The organism is Saccharopolyspora sp. NPDC050642 (assembly GCF_040654735.1).
Taxonomy (GTDB): domain Bacteria; phylum Actinomycetota; class Actinomycetes; order Mycobacteriales; family Pseudonocardiaceae; genus Saccharopolyspora; species Saccharopolyspora elongata.
Genome location: NZ_JBFAIN010000038.1, coordinates 1 through 16,246, shown reverse-complemented (window position 1 = coordinate 16,246; position 16,246 = coordinate 1). Strand labels below are relative to the sequence as shown.

17 protein-coding genes are annotated in these 16,246 nt (G+C 70.2%); 6 read left to right on the top strand and 11 right to left on the bottom strand.

All coding sequences use genetic code 11. The features are described 5' to 3' along the window. Window positions 1-146 precede the first annotated feature (146 nt). Genes mnhG through mbhE form a run of 7 tightly spaced genes read right to left on the bottom strand, consistent with a single transcriptional unit; the run spans window position 147 to window position 6,169 of the window. Window positions 147-494 (bottom strand): monovalent cation/H(+) antiporter subunit G, encoded by a 348-nt coding sequence (mnhG, locus tag AB0H93_RS36005; RefSeq protein ID WP_358579390.1) that lies wholly within the window; start codon window positions 492-494, stop codon window positions 147-149. Further along, the gene (locus AB0H93_RS36000) at window positions 491-757 is read right to left on the bottom strand and encodes a monovalent cation/H+ antiporter complex subunit F (RefSeq protein ID WP_132485253.1); all 267 of its coding nucleotides are present in this window, start codon (window positions 755-757) and stop codon (window positions 491-493) included. The genes mnhG and AB0H93_RS36000 overlap by 4 nt, the downstream gene beginning before the upstream one ends. Before the next feature lie 2 nt (window positions 758-759). Then, complete coding sequence (locus tag AB0H93_RS35995; protein ID WP_358579387.1) at window positions 760-1,311, bottom strand: Na+/H+ antiporter subunit E; 552 nt, start codon at window positions 1,309-1,311, stop codon at window positions 760-762. After that, on the bottom strand, window positions 1,304-2,839 hold the full coding sequence (locus tag AB0H93_RS35990; protein ID WP_358579385.1) for a Na+/H+ antiporter subunit D: 1,536 nt from the start codon (window positions 2,837-2,839) through the stop codon (window positions 1,304-1,306). The genes AB0H93_RS35995 and AB0H93_RS35990 overlap by 8 nt, the downstream gene beginning before the upstream one ends. Next, window positions 2,836-3,252 (bottom strand): Na(+)/H(+) antiporter subunit C, encoded by a 417-nt coding sequence (locus AB0H93_RS35985; RefSeq protein WP_358579383.1) that lies wholly within the window; start codon window positions 3,250-3,252, stop codon window positions 2,836-2,838. Before AB0H93_RS35985 ends, AB0H93_RS35990 begins: the two co-directional genes overlap by 4 nt. Next, entirely contained in the window at window positions 3,249-3,794 is a 546-nt protein-coding gene (locus AB0H93_RS35980) for an MnhB domain-containing protein (protein WP_358579380.1), read from the bottom strand. The genes AB0H93_RS35985 and AB0H93_RS35980 overlap by 4 nt, the downstream gene beginning before the upstream one ends. After that, window positions 3,791-6,169 (bottom strand): hydrogen gas-evolving membrane-bound hydrogenase subunit E, encoded by a 2,379-nt coding sequence (gene mbhE, locus AB0H93_RS35975; protein ID WP_358579378.1) that lies wholly within the window; start codon window positions 6,167-6,169, stop codon window positions 3,791-3,793. The genes AB0H93_RS35980 and mbhE overlap by 4 nt, the downstream gene beginning before the upstream one ends. A 440-nt stretch (window positions 6,170-6,609) precedes the next feature. Between mbhE and AB0H93_RS35970 the strand changes: the two genes are divergently transcribed. From AB0H93_RS35970 to AB0H93_RS35950, 5 genes are all read left to right on the top strand, one after another. Next, the gene (locus AB0H93_RS35970; protein WP_358579376.1) at window positions 6,610-8,298 is read left to right on the top strand and encodes a serine/threonine-protein kinase; all 1,689 of its coding nucleotides are present in this window, start codon (window positions 6,610-6,612) and stop codon (window positions 8,296-8,298) included. A 72-nt stretch (window positions 8,299-8,370) separates the two neighbouring features. Further along, on the top strand, window positions 8,371-9,180 hold the full coding sequence (locus tag AB0H93_RS35965; protein ID WP_132485241.1) for a purine-nucleoside phosphorylase: 810 nt from the start codon (window positions 8,371-8,373) through the stop codon (window positions 9,178-9,180). A 122-nt stretch (window positions 9,181-9,302) separates the two neighbouring features. Continuing rightward, complete coding sequence (locus tag AB0H93_RS35960; protein WP_358579373.1) at window positions 9,303-10,934, top strand: phospho-sugar mutase; 1,632 nt, start codon at window positions 9,303-9,305, stop codon at window positions 10,932-10,934. Window positions 10,935-10,936: 2 nt separating this feature from the next. After that, window positions 10,937-11,389: an NAD(P)H-dependent oxidoreductase gene (locus AB0H93_RS35955; RefSeq protein WP_093266990.1), complete on the top strand. Its 453-nt coding sequence runs from the start codon at window positions 10,937-10,939 to the stop codon at window positions 11,387-11,389. A 375-nt stretch (window positions 11,390-11,764) separates the two neighbouring features. Further along, window positions 11,765-12,100 carry a hypothetical protein gene (locus tag AB0H93_RS35950; RefSeq protein WP_093266989.1) on the top strand — a complete coding sequence of 112 codons (336 nt, stop codon included), beginning with the start codon at window positions 11,765-11,767 and terminating at the stop codon, window positions 12,098-12,100. Between the two features lie 184 nt (window positions 12,101-12,284). Here AB0H93_RS35950 and AB0H93_RS35945 read toward each other — a convergent pair whose 3' ends face one another. Then, window positions 12,285-12,665, bottom strand: a complete 381-nt coding sequence (locus AB0H93_RS35945; protein ID WP_358307401.1) for a death-on-curing protein — start codon at window positions 12,663-12,665, stop codon at window positions 12,285-12,287. 14 nt (window positions 12,666-12,679) lie between these two features. Beyond that, entirely contained in the window at window positions 12,680-12,886 is a 207-nt protein-coding gene (locus AB0H93_RS35940; protein WP_358579371.1) for a type II toxin-antitoxin system VapB family antitoxin, read from the bottom strand. Window positions 12,887-12,939: 53 nt separating this feature from the next. Here AB0H93_RS35940 and AB0H93_RS35935 point away from each other — a divergent pair, with 53 nt between their 5' ends. Continuing rightward, window positions 12,940-13,530: a TetR/AcrR family transcriptional regulator gene (locus tag AB0H93_RS35935; RefSeq protein WP_358579368.1), complete on the top strand. Its 591-nt coding sequence runs from the start codon at window positions 12,940-12,942 to the stop codon at window positions 13,528-13,530. Window positions 13,531-13,622: 92 nt separating this feature from the next. On the opposite strand, the gene AB0H93_RS35930 is transcribed toward AB0H93_RS35935, so the two are convergent. Both AB0H93_RS35930 and upp read right to left on the bottom strand, forming a co-directional pair. Then, a complete protein-coding gene (locus tag AB0H93_RS35930; protein WP_358579366.1) occupies window positions 13,623-14,975 on the bottom strand; it encodes a glycoside hydrolase family 18 protein in 1,353 nt (450 codons plus the stop codon). A gap of 304 nt (window positions 14,976-15,279) precedes the next feature. Next, window positions 15,280-15,903 (bottom strand): uracil phosphoribosyltransferase, encoded by a 624-nt coding sequence (gene upp / locus AB0H93_RS35925; protein ID WP_358579364.1) that lies wholly within the window; start codon window positions 15,901-15,903, stop codon window positions 15,280-15,282. Between the last annotated feature and the right edge of the window lie 343 nt (window positions 15,904-16,246).

Sequence of the window (16,246 nt, the reverse complement as noted above, 5' to 3'; positions counted from 1 at the left end):
TCCACACCCTCCTACGCCGCGTTCGTTGATCACACGTCAGCGGTAACTCTTGCGTGGTCACTCGTGCAGGTCCATTTGATCATATTAGACGCCGAGAGTGACTAGCCATGCGCGACTTGTGCCGGATCGGCGCAGTGCCGAACGGGTCAGCGAACCCGGCGCTCCCGCTCGATGCGGTCGCCGAGCTCGTCCACCACCAGCGAATCCCGGTCCATGCTGTCCGCGCGGTACGCCGCCCGGCCCACCAGCTGCGCCAGCACCGGCGCGGTGAGCATCTGGAACAGGCCGACCAGGATCAGCCCCGAGGCGTAGACGAAGTCGAGCTGCACCGCAGTGCCGATCAGGATCAGGATCAGCCCGAGGGTCTGCGGCTTGGTGGCCGCCTGCAGCCGCGCCGTCACGTCCGGGAAGCTCAGCAACCCGATCGCGCCGAGCAGGCAGGACAACGCGCCGCCGATCAGGCACACCGCGGAGAACACGTCCAACCAGCTCATCGGTACGGCTCCTTCTTCTCGATCAACCGCGCCGCGCTGATCGAACCGATGAACGCGAGCAGCGCGAACGCGGCCAGCAACGCGATGTTCGAGCCGTCGCCCAGCCAGCCCATGCCGACGCAGGTCCCGGCGACGATCAGGGTGACGAACACGTCGACCGCCACGATCCGGTCCAGGGTGGTGCGGCCGCGCAGCAACCGGACGACCACCAGCAGGCCGGCCACGCACAGCAGGCCGAAGGTGACCGCGAAGACCCAGGCCATGCTCACCCCTCCTGTCCGCTCACCAGCGCCACCTCGTTCGCCGAGCCGACCGCCTGCACCACCCGCCGCTCCAGGGCCAGCACCTCGCGCCGCACCGACTCGACGTCCTCGGCACGCATGCCGAGCGCGTAGACGTAGCAGATCCGGTTGACCCGGTCGATCTGCAGGACGAACTTGCCGGGCGCCAGCGACACCGCGTTGGCGACCATCGCGGTGATGTGGTCGGAGTCGGTCTGCAGCGTGACCGCGACGATGCCCGCTTTCGCGTTCGGCCCGCGGGTCAACGCCTGCCAGGACACCCGCGCCGTGGAGCTCACCAGGTCCCACGCAAGGTAGGCGACGAGCTGCAGCAGCCGCAGCGGGCGCACCACGATGTTGGTGTTGATCGGCGGCAGCGGGAACGTGGTGGACACCAGCAGCGCCACCACCAGGCCGAAGAACAGCGTGCCCAGGTCGAAGGTGCCCCACAGCATCACCCAGACCAGGGTCAGCCAGGCCACCAGCGGCAGCCGCTGCAGCAGCCGCCGGCGGCGGCCGATCGCCTGCTCACTCACCGGCAGCACCTCCCAGCACCGCGGTCCGATAGGTCTCGCCGTGCATCAGGTCCGTCGCGGCCCGGCCGCTGACGTCGGCCAGCGGCCCCGCGACCAGGGCGATCACCACGCTCGCCGCCACCAGCACGCCGGTCGCGACGACCATCGGGCGGTTCGACGTGGCCGTGCCGACGACCAGTTCATCGGTGGGATCCGGGTCCGGCTCCGGCGCCTTGACCTGGCCCCAGAACGCCCGGGTCCACACCCGCGCCATGGCGTACAGGGTGAGCAGGCTGGTCAGCACCGCGCCGCCGGTGACCGCGTAGGCGGTCCAGGTGCCCGCGCCGACACCGGCCTGCAGCAGCGCCAGCTTCGCGACGAAGCCGGAGAACGGCGGCACCCCGGCCAGGCTCAGCGCGGGCAACGCGAACAGCACCGCGATCAGCGGCGCCGCCTTGGCCAGCCCGCCCATCCTGGTCAGCGCCACCGTGCCGGTGTGCCGCGTGATCAACCCGCTGACCAGGAACAACGTGGCCTGCACGGTGATGTGGTGCACCACGTAGAGGATCACCCCGGTCAGCCCGATCACGTCGTAGACGCCGAGGCCGAACAGCATGTACCCGATGTGGCTGACCAGCAGGAAGGACAGCAGCCGGTTGAGGTCGTTCTGGGCCAGCGCGCCCAGCGCGCCGACGATCATGGTGATCAGCGCGATGCCCAGCATCAGGTTCCAGCTCTCGGAATGGCTGAAGACCAGCGTCTGGGTGCGGATCAGCGCGTAGATGCCGACCTTGGTCAGCAGGCCGGCGAACACCGCGGTGACCGGCGCGGGCGCCGTCGGGTAGCTGTCCGGCAGCCAGAAGTGCAGCGGCACCATCGCCGCCTTCACGCCGAAGACGATCACCACCAGCAGCGCGAGGGCGATCTGCAGCCCGTCCGGCAGCTGGTGCACCTTCTCGCCGAGGTCGGCCAGGTTGACCGTGCCGGTGGAGGCGTACACCAGCGCGATCATCGTGATGAACAGCAGCGACGACGCCAGGCTGACGATCGTGTAGGTCATGCCCGCGCGGATGCGGGTGGCCGTCGTGCGCCGGGTGATCAGCACGTACGACGAGCTCAGCATGATCTCGAACGCGACGAACAGGTTGAACAGGTCGCCGGTGAGGTACGCCAGCGACACGCCCGCGCACAGCACCAGGTACATCGGGTGGAACGTGGTGCTGGAGCGCTGCCTGCCGTAGTCGGTGATGCGCTGGCCGATCGAGTAGATCAGCACCGCGAACGTCACCACCGACGAGACCACCAGCAGCAGCGCCGAGAGCCGGTCCGCGACCAGGGTGATGCCGAACGGCGCCGGCCAGGCGCCCATCTGCAGCACCACCGGGCCGTAGCGGTCCGCGACGTACAGCAGCACCGCGGCGTCGGCGATGATCCCGCCGAGGACGACGAGTCCGAGAGCGCGCTGGATGTCGGCGAACCGGCCCAGCGCCAACGACAGCCCGGCAGCGGCCAGCGGAAGCAGAACGGGCAGGGCCACCAGGACCGTCACTGCGTGGCCTCCTTCGCCAGTTCCTCGGTGCTGTCGTCTTCGGATTCCGCCAGGCGGCGTTCCATCCGCTGGATGCGCCGGTCCTCCACGTCGTCGCGGACCTCGTCGTGGCCGAGCAGCGTCCACGACCGGTACGCCAGCGCCAGCAGGAAGGTGGTCAGCGCGAAGGTGATCACGATCGCGGTGAGCGCCATCGCCTGCGGCAGCGGATCGGCCATCTCGTCCAGCGGCGTGGTGCCGATCATCGCGGCGCCGGCGGGCGGGCCGCCGGCGGTCTGCAGCAGCAGGTTCGAGCCGTGGCCGAGGATCACGATGCCCAGCAGGATCCGCATCAGCGAGCGCTGCATCAGCAGGTAGAAGCCGACCGAGTACAGCACGGCGAGCACGACCGCCATGGTCAGGTTGATGGTCATCGCTGCCCCCTGGCCGCCGCCTCGACGTCGGCTTCGATACCCGCGCCCAGGGTCCGCAGCAGGTCCAGCACCACGCCGACGATCAGGACGTACACCCCGGTGTCCAGCAGGACGCTGGTGACGAACTTGATCTCGCCGAGCAGCGGCACCGCGAACTTGTAGATCGCGGTCTCCAGGATCTGCCCGCCGAACAGCAGCGGCAGGAACGCGGAGGTGGTCGCGATGGTCAGGCCGATGCCGATGAGCACCGGCGGGCGCATCGAGACGATGGCGCTGTCGTCCATCCGGCCACCGGCCAGGTAGCGCAGCACGAACGCCTGCCCGGCGACCAGGCCGCCGCTGAACCCGCCGCCGGCCCGGTCGTGCCCGGCGAACAGCAGGTAGATCGACAGCACCAGCACCGTCGGGAAGATGATCCGGGACGCCAGCTCCAGCAGCACGGTCCGCTGCATCCCCTCGCGGGGGAAACCGGAGAGCAGCCACCGCTCGCTCGGGGCGTCCCAGGCGGTCCAGGCCGGTTTTGGCTTCGTCGGCGAGGTCATTCGCGCACCTCCTCCTGCTGCTTGGCCAGGGTCGGGGTCTTGATCTGCGGCATGGTCGCCGCGCGGGTGCTGCGCTTCCGGCGTTCGTGCCGGGACGCCAGGATCAGGCTGGCGACGCCGGTCGCCGCGACCGCGAGCACCGCGATCTCGCCGACGGTGTCGAAGGCGCGGAAGTCGACGATGATCGCGTTGACCACGTTGGTCGCGCCGGCGCCCTTCTCGGAGTTCGCGATGAACTCGGCGCTGGCCTCCGGGGGTGCCTGGCGGGCCGCGCTGAAGATGACCGCGGCCAGCGAGATGAACACGCCGGCCGCGCCCGCGATGATCGCCTTGGGCAGCCGCAGCGCCTTCGTGGTCGGGGTTTCGCTCTGCGTGAAGCGCACCGGCAGCCGGCGGAGCACGAACACGAATGCCACCAGCGTCAGCGTCTCGACGAGGAACTGCGCCAGCGCCAGGTCCGGGCCGCCGTCCACGATGAACAGCCCACCGATGCCGTAGCCGACGACGCCGACCAGCAGCACCGCGGTCAACCGCCGCCGCGAGCGCAGCACGGCGACCGCCGCGACGATCACCACGATCGCCAGCGGCAGCTGCAGGAGGTTGTCGTAGGCGCGCAGGTCTTCCGGCACGCTGGCCCGCATCACCAGCGCCGTGCCGGGGATCGCCAGCACGGTCAGCAGGATGATGCCGAGGTAGGTCGGCAGCGAACCGACCTGCAGGCGCCCGGTGACGCCGACCGCGACCCGCTCCAGCAGCGCCATGATCCGCTCGTACCCGCGCTGGGCGTCCAGCGGCCGCGGCAGCCGGTTGCGCAGCGCGGTGAGGCGGGTGCGCGCGAGGTGCAGCGCGACACCGCCGGTCACGGCGACCGCCGACAGCAGCAGCGGCAGCGTCCAGCCGTGCCAGATCCCCAGGTGGTACGGGTCGGCCCCTGCCGGGAAGGAGCTGGCGTAAGCGCTGGTCAGCTTGTCGACGACCGAGTAGCTGAGGCCCAGGAGGGCGCCCGCGGCGGCGGGCAGCGCGGCGGGCAGCAGCGCCTCGGGACTGGCCGGTTTGGGCTCGGTCGGCGCGATGTCGCGCTTGTCCGCGAAGGCGCCCCACAGCAGCCGCAGGCTGTAGGCGACGGTCAGCATCGAGCCGACCACCAGCACCGCGTCCACCAGTGGTTCCGGGCCGGAACCGCCGAGGTAGGCGCTGAACGCCGCCTCCTTGCCGACGAAGCCGAGCATCGGCGGCAGCCCCGCCATCGACGCCGCGCCCAGCGTGGCGATCATCGCCAGCCACGGCATCCGGCGGCCCAGACCGGACAGCTCCCGGATGTCGCGGGTGCCGGCCTGGTGGTCGATGATGCCGACGACCAGGAACAACGTCGCCTTGAACAGGCCGTGGGCCAGCAGCATCGCGGTCCCGGCGACCGCCGCGGTGTAGGTGCCGGTGCCGAGCAGCACCATCAGGAAGCCGAGCTGGCTGACCGTGCCGTAGGCGAGCAGCTTCTTCAGGTCGTACTCGTGCAGCGCCCGCCAGCCACCCATCAGCATGGTGGCCAGGCCGAACACCACGGTCGGCAGCCACCACTGCGGCACGCCCGCGAACACCGGTCCCAGCCGGGCCACCAGGAACACACCGGCCTTGACCATCGACGCGGCGTGCAGGTAGGCGCTGATCGGCGTCGGCGCCACCATCGCGGCGGGCAACCAGTTGTGGAACGGCACCTGCGCGGACTTGGTGAACGCGCCGACCAGGATCAGCACCGCGGCCACCGCGACCGGCGTGCCGCCGGGCGGGTTCGCGATCAGCTCGGAGATCCGGTAGGTGCCCGCGGACTCGCCGAGCACGACGAAGCCCAGCAGCATCACCAGTCCGCCCAGGCTGGTGATCATCAGGGCCTGCAGCGCGGACCGCCGCGACTCGCGGCTGATCCCGGCCTGCCCGACCAGCAGGAACGAGCAGATCGTGGTCAGTTCCCAGAAGACGTAGACGGTGATCAGGTCGTCGGCGAAGACCAGCCCCAGCATCGCGCCGGCGAAGGCCAGCAGCAGCGGCGCGGACCGCCGCGCGTCGCCCCCGCCGCGGCTGAAATACGCGTCGGAGTAGATCAGCACCAGCGAGCCGATGCCGGCGACCAGCACCGTCATCAGCAGCCCGAGCGCGTCCAGCCGGAAGCTGAGCTCCAGCCCGATCAGCGGCGCCCACGCGACCGTCTCGGTGATCACCTGCCCGGTCAGCACCGGTTGCGCCTGCGCCAGCACCCAGACCAGCGCTGCGGCCGGTGGGACGGCCGCGGTCAGGAACGCGGCTCGGGTGCTGCGCCGCGCGAGGAACGGGAGCGCCAGAGCAACCAGCAGGTGCACGATGACGAACGCGAGCAAGGGCACCTCCTCGACGACGATTGATCGCGGTCACCCGGACCCGCCGACTCCCGACCACCGGGATTGTTCGTCACCGTTTACGCAGGCGCACCGCGACGATCGACGTCGCGGCAGTGCAACCGCTGCGCGTATCGGCTTGAGGAAGGCTCGGGCCACCGATGTACAGCGAGGTCCGATCGGAGCCCAACTTATCCGAAACGCACGAGTTCGGGCCAGTCAGCTCCAGACGGCATATTGGCCGATGGGAGGCCGTTTTTCGTTGCGACGAAATGACCTTTGGCGGCATCGGGGGTGCCGCCGGGGCGACCGTCGGCGTGGGATTGTTCACTTTTCGTAACGCCGATACGAATACCGCGGGTGATCGTCTCGGCGAGTCCGGTAATCATCGCAGCTGAGCAACGATCCTCACCGGTTCCGCCAATGCCGCGCCGTCGACCATGGAAAATATGGCCGTGCCCACGGATAGCTACGAACCCAACACCCTGGCCGGCGCCGGGCGGTTGATCGGGAACCGGTACCGCTTGGACAGCAAGCTCGGCGGCGGTGCGATGGGCACCGTGTGGTCCGGCACGGACGAGCTGCTGCGGCGGCAGGTGGCGGTCAAGGAGGTCAAACTCCCGCCGGGGATGCCGGACGAGGAGGCCGCCGAGTTGCGCGAGCGCGCGCTCCGGGAGGCCCGCGCCATCGCCGTCCTGTCGCATCCCAACGTCGTGACGCTCTACGACGTGGCGCGCGAGGACGGCGAGCCGTTCGTGGTCATGGAGCTCGTACCGTCGCAGAGCCTCGCCGCGATCCTCAGCAAGCACGGTGCTCTCGACGACCACCAGCTGGCGGTGATCGCCGACGGCGTCGCCTCCGGGCTGGAGGCCGCGCACCGGGCGGGCATCGTGCACCGCGACGTCAAGCCCGGGAACGTGCTGATCGGCGACGACGGCCGGATCAAGGTCAGCGACTTCGGGATCTCCCGCAACATCGCCGAGCACACCCTCACCAGCACCGGCATCCTGCTCGGCACCCCGGCGTTCATCGCCCCGGAGGTCGCCGCGGGCCAGGGCGTGACCGCCGCCGCCGACCTGTGGGGGCTCGGCGCGACGATGTTCGCCGCGGCCGAGGGGCGCACGCCCTACGACGTCAGCAACGACCCGCTGGCCACCGTGACCGAGGTGGTGCGCGGCCCCGTGCCGGTGGCCACCCGGCCCGGCCCGATCGGCGACATCATCCGCGGCCTGATGGTCAAGGACCCGTCGCAGCGGATGCCGCTGACCGAGGCTCGCCGCCGGATCCAGCGCCTGCTGCCCGAGCCCGGCGTCCGCCCCTTCTCGATGCTGCTGGACCCGGACGCGCCGACGGTGAAGGTGCGGCACCAGGTGTCGCCCCCGCCGGCGCCGAAGCCCGCAACCGCGCCGGATTCGGCTCCCCTGGCCAGCAATCCCGGCCTGCCACCGTTCGCGTTGAAGGAGCCGCCGCCGCAGCCGCGCCGCAGGTCGCCGCTGGCGGTGCTCGCGCTCGGCGTCGCCGCGGTCGTGCTCTTCGCCGCCGCGCTGGCCGGCGGATTCGCCGCGACCCGGTTGATCGCGGGCAAGCCGGTGCTGCCGGAAGCGAGCCCGGGGGTCGAGCCCGCACCGCCGGCGGTGCACCTGAACCTGGCCGAGCACAGTAACGTCGCGAAGCACACCGCCGCGCCGAGCGGCGGCGAGTTCACCATCATGGCTCCGAGCGATCCCGGTTGGCGGCTGTTCATCAGCGAGCGCAACGACTTCGCCAACAGCGCGGTCGTGTCCTTCGTGTCCCCGGACGGCGCCACCGAGATCGCCGTCCAGCGCTACGGCAGCTTCTTCGGCGCCGGCTACGAGTTCTCGGACTACGAGAACGAGCTGCGGAAGTCCGGTGCGGGCCAGGATCACGAGGTGACCGTCCAGTCCAGCTCCCCCGACGGCAGCAACCGGCAGCGGCTGGCGTACACGACGGTCGAGAAGTCCAAGTTCAGCCAGCTGGCCCCGGAGCGGCAGCTCAGCACCGCGGCGGAACTGAGCCGCCACGGCAACGACCTGTGGATCGTGCGGGTGACCGTGCCGGGCAGCCACGCGCCGAACGGCGAACTCGACCAGATCCAGGGCAGCCTGCAGACCAGCTAGCCGTGGTTCCACGTGCTCGCGCGGTGTTGAACGGGCTTCGTCCTGGCCTGGTACGGACTAAGCTGCGCGGCCGTGACCTCTACGACTGCTTCCGATCCTTCCGCCGCTGCGCAGGCGGCCGCCGCCAAGCTCGCCGAGATCACCGGCACCGACCGCCACGACCTGGTCGTCGTGCTCGGTTCCGGCTGGCAACCCGCCGCCGAGGAGATCGGCCGGCCCACCACCGAGCTGAGCATGTCCGACCTGCCGGGCTTCGCCGCGCCGGGCGCGATCGGGCACAGCGGCAAGATCTGGTCGTTGCAGGTGGGCGACAAGCGGGCGATGGTCATGCTCGGGCGGACGCACCTGTACGAGGGCAAGGGCATCGATCCGGTGGCGCACGGCGTGCGGACCGCGATCGCCGCCGGCTGCCGGACGGTCGTGCTCACCAACGCCGCCGGCGGGATCCGCGAGGGCATGCAGGTCGGTCAGCCCGTGCTGATCAGCGACCACGTCAACATGACCGCGCGGTCGCCGCTGGTCGGCGCGAACTTCGTGGACCTCACCGATCTGTACTCGCCGCGGCTGCGGGAACTGGCCCGCAGCATCGATCCCTCGCTGGAGGAAGGCGTGTACGCCGGCCTGCCGGGCCCGCACTTCGAGACGCCGGCGGAGATCCGGATGCTGCGCGGGCTCGGCGTCGACCTGGTCGGGATGTCGACCGTGCTGGAGGCCATCGCGGCCCGCGCCGAGGGCGCCGAGGTGTTCGGGCTGTCGCTGGTGACGAACCTGGCCGCCGGGTTGAGCGGGCAGCCGCTGAACCACCAGGAGGTCCTGGACGCCGGTCGCGCCTCGGCCAGCCGGATGGGCAAGCTGCTGCGTTCGCTGGTCGAGGCGGCGTGAGCGCGGCTCTTGCCTCGCGCGTGGCCAGCTGCTGAAGTCGGCGTGATGATTGTGGTCGTGAGCGGTTTCGGTTGCTGCAGCGACGAAAACCGCTCACGACGCGACGGAGCTCAGGAGGCGAAGTGACGCTCGACGCGCAGCCGCGCGAGGCCGCCCGGCAGTGGATCGCCGGCGACGTGGACCCGCGGACCCAGGCCGAGCTGCAGGCGCTGCTCGACGCCGACGACCCGGAGCTCGCGGACCGGATGTCCGGCATGCCGCAGTTCGGCACCGCCGGCCTGCGCGCGGCGGTGCGCGCGGGCTCGAACGGGATGAACCGCGCCGTGGTCGTGCGCACGACCGCCGGTGTGGCGGCCTGGTTGACCGAGCGCGGTCACGGCGGCGGTGTCGTCGTGGTCGGCCGCGATGCGCGGCACGGCTCGGAGGACTTCGCCACCGACGCCGCCGGGGTGCTGGCGGCCGCCGGTTTCGACGTGCGGATGCTGCCCGAGCCGCTGCCGACGCCGGTGCTGGCGCACGCCGCACGCGCGCTGGACGCCGTCGCGGGCATCCAGATCACCGCTTCGCACAATCCGCCGCAGGACAACGGGTACAAGCTGTACCTGCGGGGCGGCATCCACCTGGTGAGCCCCGTCGACACCGAGATCGAGGCGGCGATCGCCGCGACTCCGGCGGCGAACGCGGTGCCGCGCAAGGAAAGCTGGTCGATCCACGACTCCGCCCTGGATGACTACCTCGCGCGGGTTGCGACGCTGCCGCGCGGCAACGCGCGAACGCTGCGGATCGCGGCGACCGCGTTGCACGGCGTCGGCGCGAAGACGCTGCGGCAGGCGCTGCATCGCGCCGGTTTCGACGACGTGCATCTCGTTGCGTCCCAGGAGAAACCGGACCCGGACTTCCCCACCGTCGGCTTCCCGAACCCGGAGGAACCGGGGGCGACCGACGAGCTGCTGGCGCTGGCCGCCGAGATCGGCGCGGACCTGGCGATCGCGCTCGACCCGGACGCCGACCGGTGCGCGCTCGGCGTCCGGGAGGACGGTGCCTGGCGGATGCTGCGCGGCGACGAGACCGGCGTCCTGCTCGCCCAGCACATCTTGTCCACTGTGGATAGGTCGGCCGATCCGCTGGTGGCGACGACGATCGTGTCCGCGACCATGCTGCGTTCGATCGCCGCGGAGTTCGGCGTCCGCTACGACGAGACGCTGACCGGCTTCAAGTGGCTCGTGCGCGCCGGCGACGGCGCCGGAACCGGCCTGGTCTACGCCTACGAGGAGGCGCTCGGGCATTGCGTCGACCCGGATGCCGTGCGCGACAAGGACGGCATCTCCACCGCCGTCCTGGGCAGCGACCTGGCCGCCACCCTGAAGGCGTCCGGGAGCGGCCTGCCGGAGCTGCTCGACGCGCTGTCCGCGAAGCACGGCGTGCATCAGACCGGCCAGGTTTCCGTGCGCGTCACGGACCTGGGCGTGATCCCGCGCATCATGCGGCGGCTCCGCGAGCGGCCGCCGGCCAGCCTCGCGGCGACCACTGTGGACGTCGAGGACCTGTTGCCGGACACCGATGCGCTGGTGATCACCGGCGCGGGCGGGCTCCGGGTCGTCATCCGCCCGTCCGGCACCGAACCCAAGCTCAAGTGCTACCTGCAGGTCGTCGAGCACGCCGGCGAACTCCCGCTGGCGGCGGCGAAGCAGCGGGCCGCGGACCGGCTCGACGCGCTGAAGCAGGCGGTTTCCGACCTGGTGCGGGAGGACTGACGATGCCGAGGCTGCTGATCGTGCACCACACGCCGTCGCCGGGCATGCAGGCGATGTTCGAGAAGGTCGTCGCGGGCGCCACGACCGACGAGATCGAGGGCGTCGAAGTGGTGCGGCGACCGGCGTTGAGCGCCACGGCCAGCGACGTCCTGGAAGCCGACGGTTACCTGCTCGGCACGCCGGCGAACCTCGGCTACATCAGCGGCGCGCTCAAGCACTTCTTCGACACGATCTACTACCCGTGCCTGGATTCGACGATCGGCCGGCCGTACGGCTGCTACGTGCACGGCAACGAGGGCGTGGAGGGCGCGCTGCGCGCGATCCGGTCGATCACGACCGGCCTGTCGTGGCAGCAGGTCGCGGAACCGGTCACCGTGCTCGGCCAGCCGGACAAGGACGCACTGGAGGCGTGCTGGGAGCTCGGGGCGACCGTCGCGGCCGGACTGATGCCCTGAACGGCGTATCCGCCCATCGCGGAGGGTGACGCTCAGCCGGGGTGGCCGAGCAGCGTTTTCGCGCCAAAACAGCACTCGCCACGCGTGGGAGGTGACGGTTTCGCGCGAAAACGGCGTGCTCCGCGACCAACCCCAGTTGATCTTGGTCGACACGACCGGAGTAACCTGATCGTGTCGTCGGGGCGCGCCCCTTGACGGCAGCTGGGCGCCCTGGGCAAAGCCCGCCTTCCCTCATCAACGTGCGATGCCCAGGGCGCCCCGCACCTTGCGCATGGTAGTCGGCCGACCGGTCCGACCAGCTCAGCAGCCCGATCCGAGCGAACTGAGCAGGCCCTCCGGCAGCATTTGGACCGCCGGAGGGGTTACCCTGCGACAGTGAGTGAGGAAGCGATCCGACTCGAACTCGACGACTCCGGCGTCTCCGTGGATCTCCCACAGCCCTCCGGTCCACAGGATCAGGTTCAGGGCGTTCCGTACCGACCTGTCGAGTTCCGCGACGACGACCTACCAGCCGCCTTGGAGCGGTCCGCCCAATGGCTTCGCGAGGCCCAGAACTGGCTGGGTGAACCCATCGATGTCATCGCAGTCCACCTGGACTACGACGATCGCGAAGGTTCGCCCTACTACGACCTCAAGTTGCTCTGCAACGAAGAGGATCTGGCAGGCGCACCGATTGCCATGAGGAAGCTCGAGAGCGGAGCCGTCGGCTAGGGCCTGGTAGCGGCACTCCCGCGTGGTCGGCCGACCACCGCGAGCAAGTGCCTGAACAACGACCTCGGCCGAAGCCCGAACGAATTGAGCGCGATGGCCCGCCCGGACTCCCGGGCGGGCCATCGCCGTTCCGGGTCCGCCGCCGCGAATCTCCCCGCACACCAAGGGTTGCGGCGCGGGCGGGTCAGATCTTGGGCTTGGCCCAGCGCTCCAGGTGATCCGCCACCTCGGGGAGCTCCCGCTGGTCGCGGCCGACCTCGCGCACCAGCACCAGCGCCTCGTCGTCGTCGGCCTCCACCCACCAGCCGTTCACGTCGCACATCGCCACCGCGGCCACCCAGGCCAGCCGCCAGTTGCCGCCGGCCAGCGGCCGGGTGCGCACGATCGAATCCAGCAGCGCCGCCGACTTCAGCCACAGGGTCTCGTACGCCGGCACCCCGAGGACCTCCGCGCGCGGCCGGTACGCCGCCGCGTCAAGCAATCCGCTGTCCCGCACCAGCAGGTCGCCGTCGGAAACCGCGGTCGCGAGCAGGAGCAGATCGGACGTGTCGAGATATACGGTCACCGCTCAATAGTCGATCATGAAGGGCCGAGCTTGTCCAACAATCCCCGGTATCGCGGCAGAACGCGCTGCATCACGTCGTCCAGCTGCTGCTCCTTCTGCTGGCGCGCCCAGCGTTCGGCCAGCGCACTGCGCACGACCTCCTGCTTGGACCGCCCCTCGACCGCCGCCAGCTCGGCGAGCCGCCGGTTCTCTTCCTCGGTCAGACGCAAGGTCATGGCCATGCGGTAGATGGTATCGCGCTGATACCACCCGATAAAGGCGCTACTTTCGGTCAATGGCGAGACCGCGAGCGCACGACGAAGCCCTCCGCACCCGCCTGCTGGACCGGGCCGGCGAGCTGCTGTCCGCGCACGGCCCGGAGGGGCTGAGCCTGCGGCGCCTCGCCGCGGACGTGGGCACCTCGACCACCGCGGTGTACTCGCTGTTCGGCGGCAAGCCGGGGCTGGTCCGCGAGCTGTACGTGGAGGGCTTCCAGCGGCTGTGCGACCGGATGGAGCGGGTGTCGCGCACCGGAGATGCGGCGCAGGACCTGACCGCGCTGGGCCACGCCTACCGGGACAGCGCACTGACCAACCGGCACTTCTACTCGATCATGTTCGGGCACGCGGTACCCGACTTCACGCCCGACGAGCAGGCGTGGGAGCAGGCGCTGCGCAGCATCGAGCCGCTGCGTGAGGCGATCGCCAAGGGCATCGAGGCCGGGGAGCTGATCGACGCCGATCCGGCGGAGGTCGTCTTCGCCGCGTGGGCGCTGGTGCACGGCCTGGTCTCGCTGGAGCTGAGCGGTTCGGCACCGGCCGGAGACGAAGGCAGCGCCCGCTATGAGCGGGCGCTGCGCAACGGTTTCGCGGGTTGGAGGCGCTGACCCCGAGCGACGGGGGGTTTCCTCGGGGCCAGCGCGTCGTGCGCGGCCTTGACTGGCGGCCATGACCACCCACGACTGCTTCGGGGAACCCCTCAGCCGAGGGCCTTGTGGATGGCGGTCATCAGCTCGCCTTCAGGCGTGTCGCCGTCCATCGACCACACCATCGCGCCGCCGAGGCCCTGCTGCTTGAGGTACTCGACCTTGCGGGTGATCTCGGTCGCGTCGTCGAAGGTCCAGAACGTGGTTCCGTCGTAGATCCAGGCGTGACCGGCCTTCTCGTCGCGGTGCAGGGCGAACGAACCGGCCTTGGCCTTGAGCAGCTTGTAGTCCTCGATGCCCGCCTCGTACTTGGCCGGGGCGGGACCGGTCGAGGTCTGGAACAGGCCGTTGTTCTGGTTCTGCACGCCGGTCCAGCCGCGGCCGTAGAAGGGCACGCCGAGCACCATCTTGTCGTTCGGCGCCCCGGCGGTGCGCCAGGCGTTGATCGTCTGGTCGATGCTCCACTTCTCCGGCGACGGGTCGCCCTCCGGGCTGTAGATCGCCGACTGGTGGTTCGTCGTCGGCTCGTAGGCGCCGTGCAGGTCGTAGCCCTGGATCGTGCCGAACGTGAGCAGGTCGAAGACCTTCGGCACCTCGTAGCCGGCCTCGATCTTCTTCGGGTCGGCGGGCAGGAACGCGCTGATGTCGTAGGTCTTGCCGAGCTCCTGGCCGGCGGCGTCGAGCTGGGTGCGCCATTCCTGCAGCAGCGCGGTGTAGTTCTGCTTGTCGGCCGGGTCGACGACGTTGCCGGGGCCACCCTCGGAGGCGGGCCACTCCCAGTCGAGGTCGACGCCGTCGAAGATGCCCGCGGCGACGCCGTCCCCGCCCTGCGGCTCGCCGATCTTCGGCAGGTTGCCGCGGATCCACATGTCGATGCAGGACTTGACGTGCGCGGCACGGGATTCGGGGGTCGCCGCGGCCGCGTGGAAGTTCTTCGACCAGGTCCAGCCGCCGAAGGAGATGTAGACCTTCAGCCCGGGGTGCTTCGCCTTGAGCTGCTTGAGCTGGTTGAGGTTGCCCGCCAGCGGCTGGTCGTAGGCGTCGGCCGTGCCGTTGACGGTCTGCTCGGCGGTGAAGCGGCGCTGGTAGTCGGCCCAGGCGTCGCCTTCGCCTGCCTGGTTGATCTGGAAGCACTTGCCGCCAGCGTCGAGGTTGCCGAAGGCGTAGTTGAGGTGGGTCAGCTGACCGGCGGCGCCGGAGGTGTCGAGGTTCTTGACGAAGTAGTTGCGGTCGTAGATCGACCACTGGGTGAAGTAGCCGACCTTGCGGGCGGCGGCCTGGGGTTCGGGGTCGGCCGGGGTGTCGGAGGCCCCGGCCGGGGCGGCCAGCGCGGGCAGCCCCAGGGCGAGGATCGAGGCGAGCAGCACCGGCAGTCGGAACGGGAAGCTGCGTCGTCGAACGGACATGGCGACTCCTGCGTCATCGGGGGGATCGCTCAATGTGGTATAGACCATATTCGGGTCAGGTCTAGACCAGGTAGCGCCTGTTCGGCCCAATAACGCTGCTGCGGGCAGTTCACGCAGGAGCCCGAGGCGTCGCCGGGGTGCCCGCGCACCCCGCACATGTCCAGGTAGAACCGGTGGTCAACACGACGAACCGGGCCGCGGCGGGACTCCCGTTTTCAGGCAAAATCGGGAATTTCCCCGCTGCGACCCGGCGAAGATCGTTGCAATTCCAGGCGAATTCGGGAGGCGTCCGGCTCCGGTGGAGCTACACCGCGCCGTATTCGCGGTCCCCCGCGTCGCCGAGGCCGGGGACGATGAATCCAGACTCGTTGAGGCGCTCGTCCACGCTCGCGGTCACCACCCGCACCGGCAGGCCGGACTCCTCCAGCCGGCGCACGCCCTCCGGGGCGGCCAGCGTGCAGATCGCCGTGACATCGGTGGCGCCGCGGTCGGTCAGCAGGCTGATCGTGTGCACCATCGAGCCGCCGGTGGCCAGCATCGGGTCCAGCACCAGCACCGGGCGGCCGGACAGGTCGGCGGGCAGCGATTCGAGGTACGGCGTGGGCTGCAGCGTCGCCTCGTCCCTGGCCAGGCCGACGAAGCCCATCTGCGCCTCGGGGATCAGCCGGTGCGCCTGGTCGGCCATGCCGAGCCCCGCCCGCAGCACCGGCACCAGCAGCGGCGGGTTCGCCAGCCGGTAGCCGTTGGTGCGCGCCACCGGGGTGTGGATCGGCTCCACCGCGACCTCGGCGTCCCGCGTCGCCTCGTAGATGAGCATCAGCGTGAGCTCTTGCAGCGCGGCGCGGAACGCGGCGCTGTTGGTGCGCGCATCGCGCATTGTGGACAGCCTTGCCTTCACGAGGGGGTGGTCCACGACCCGAACGTCCATGACCGACAACAGTAACCGCCCGCATCGCGAAGCACGTTGCCGCTGCTCAACAACGTGTCGCCGGTCGCACGGCCGCAGCCGGGCGGCAGCCCTCCGACACTCCCGCAAGTTCCATTGAAATCGAAGGTTCGATTTCAATGGAACTTGCGGGTTGTCCACAGTCGCCAGTGCGTCGTGACCCGACACACCGGGGGATGTGGACAACTCCCGCAATTTCAATGAGGTGATCTCAGTGGGCTGGGGGCTGGGGTCGTGAGGTGGTGTGTGCTGGGGGGGGTGAAGAGGTGTGGGCGTGGGGTCCTGGTAGAAGAGGTCTCACCACAAGATCATCTTCCGCAGAGCC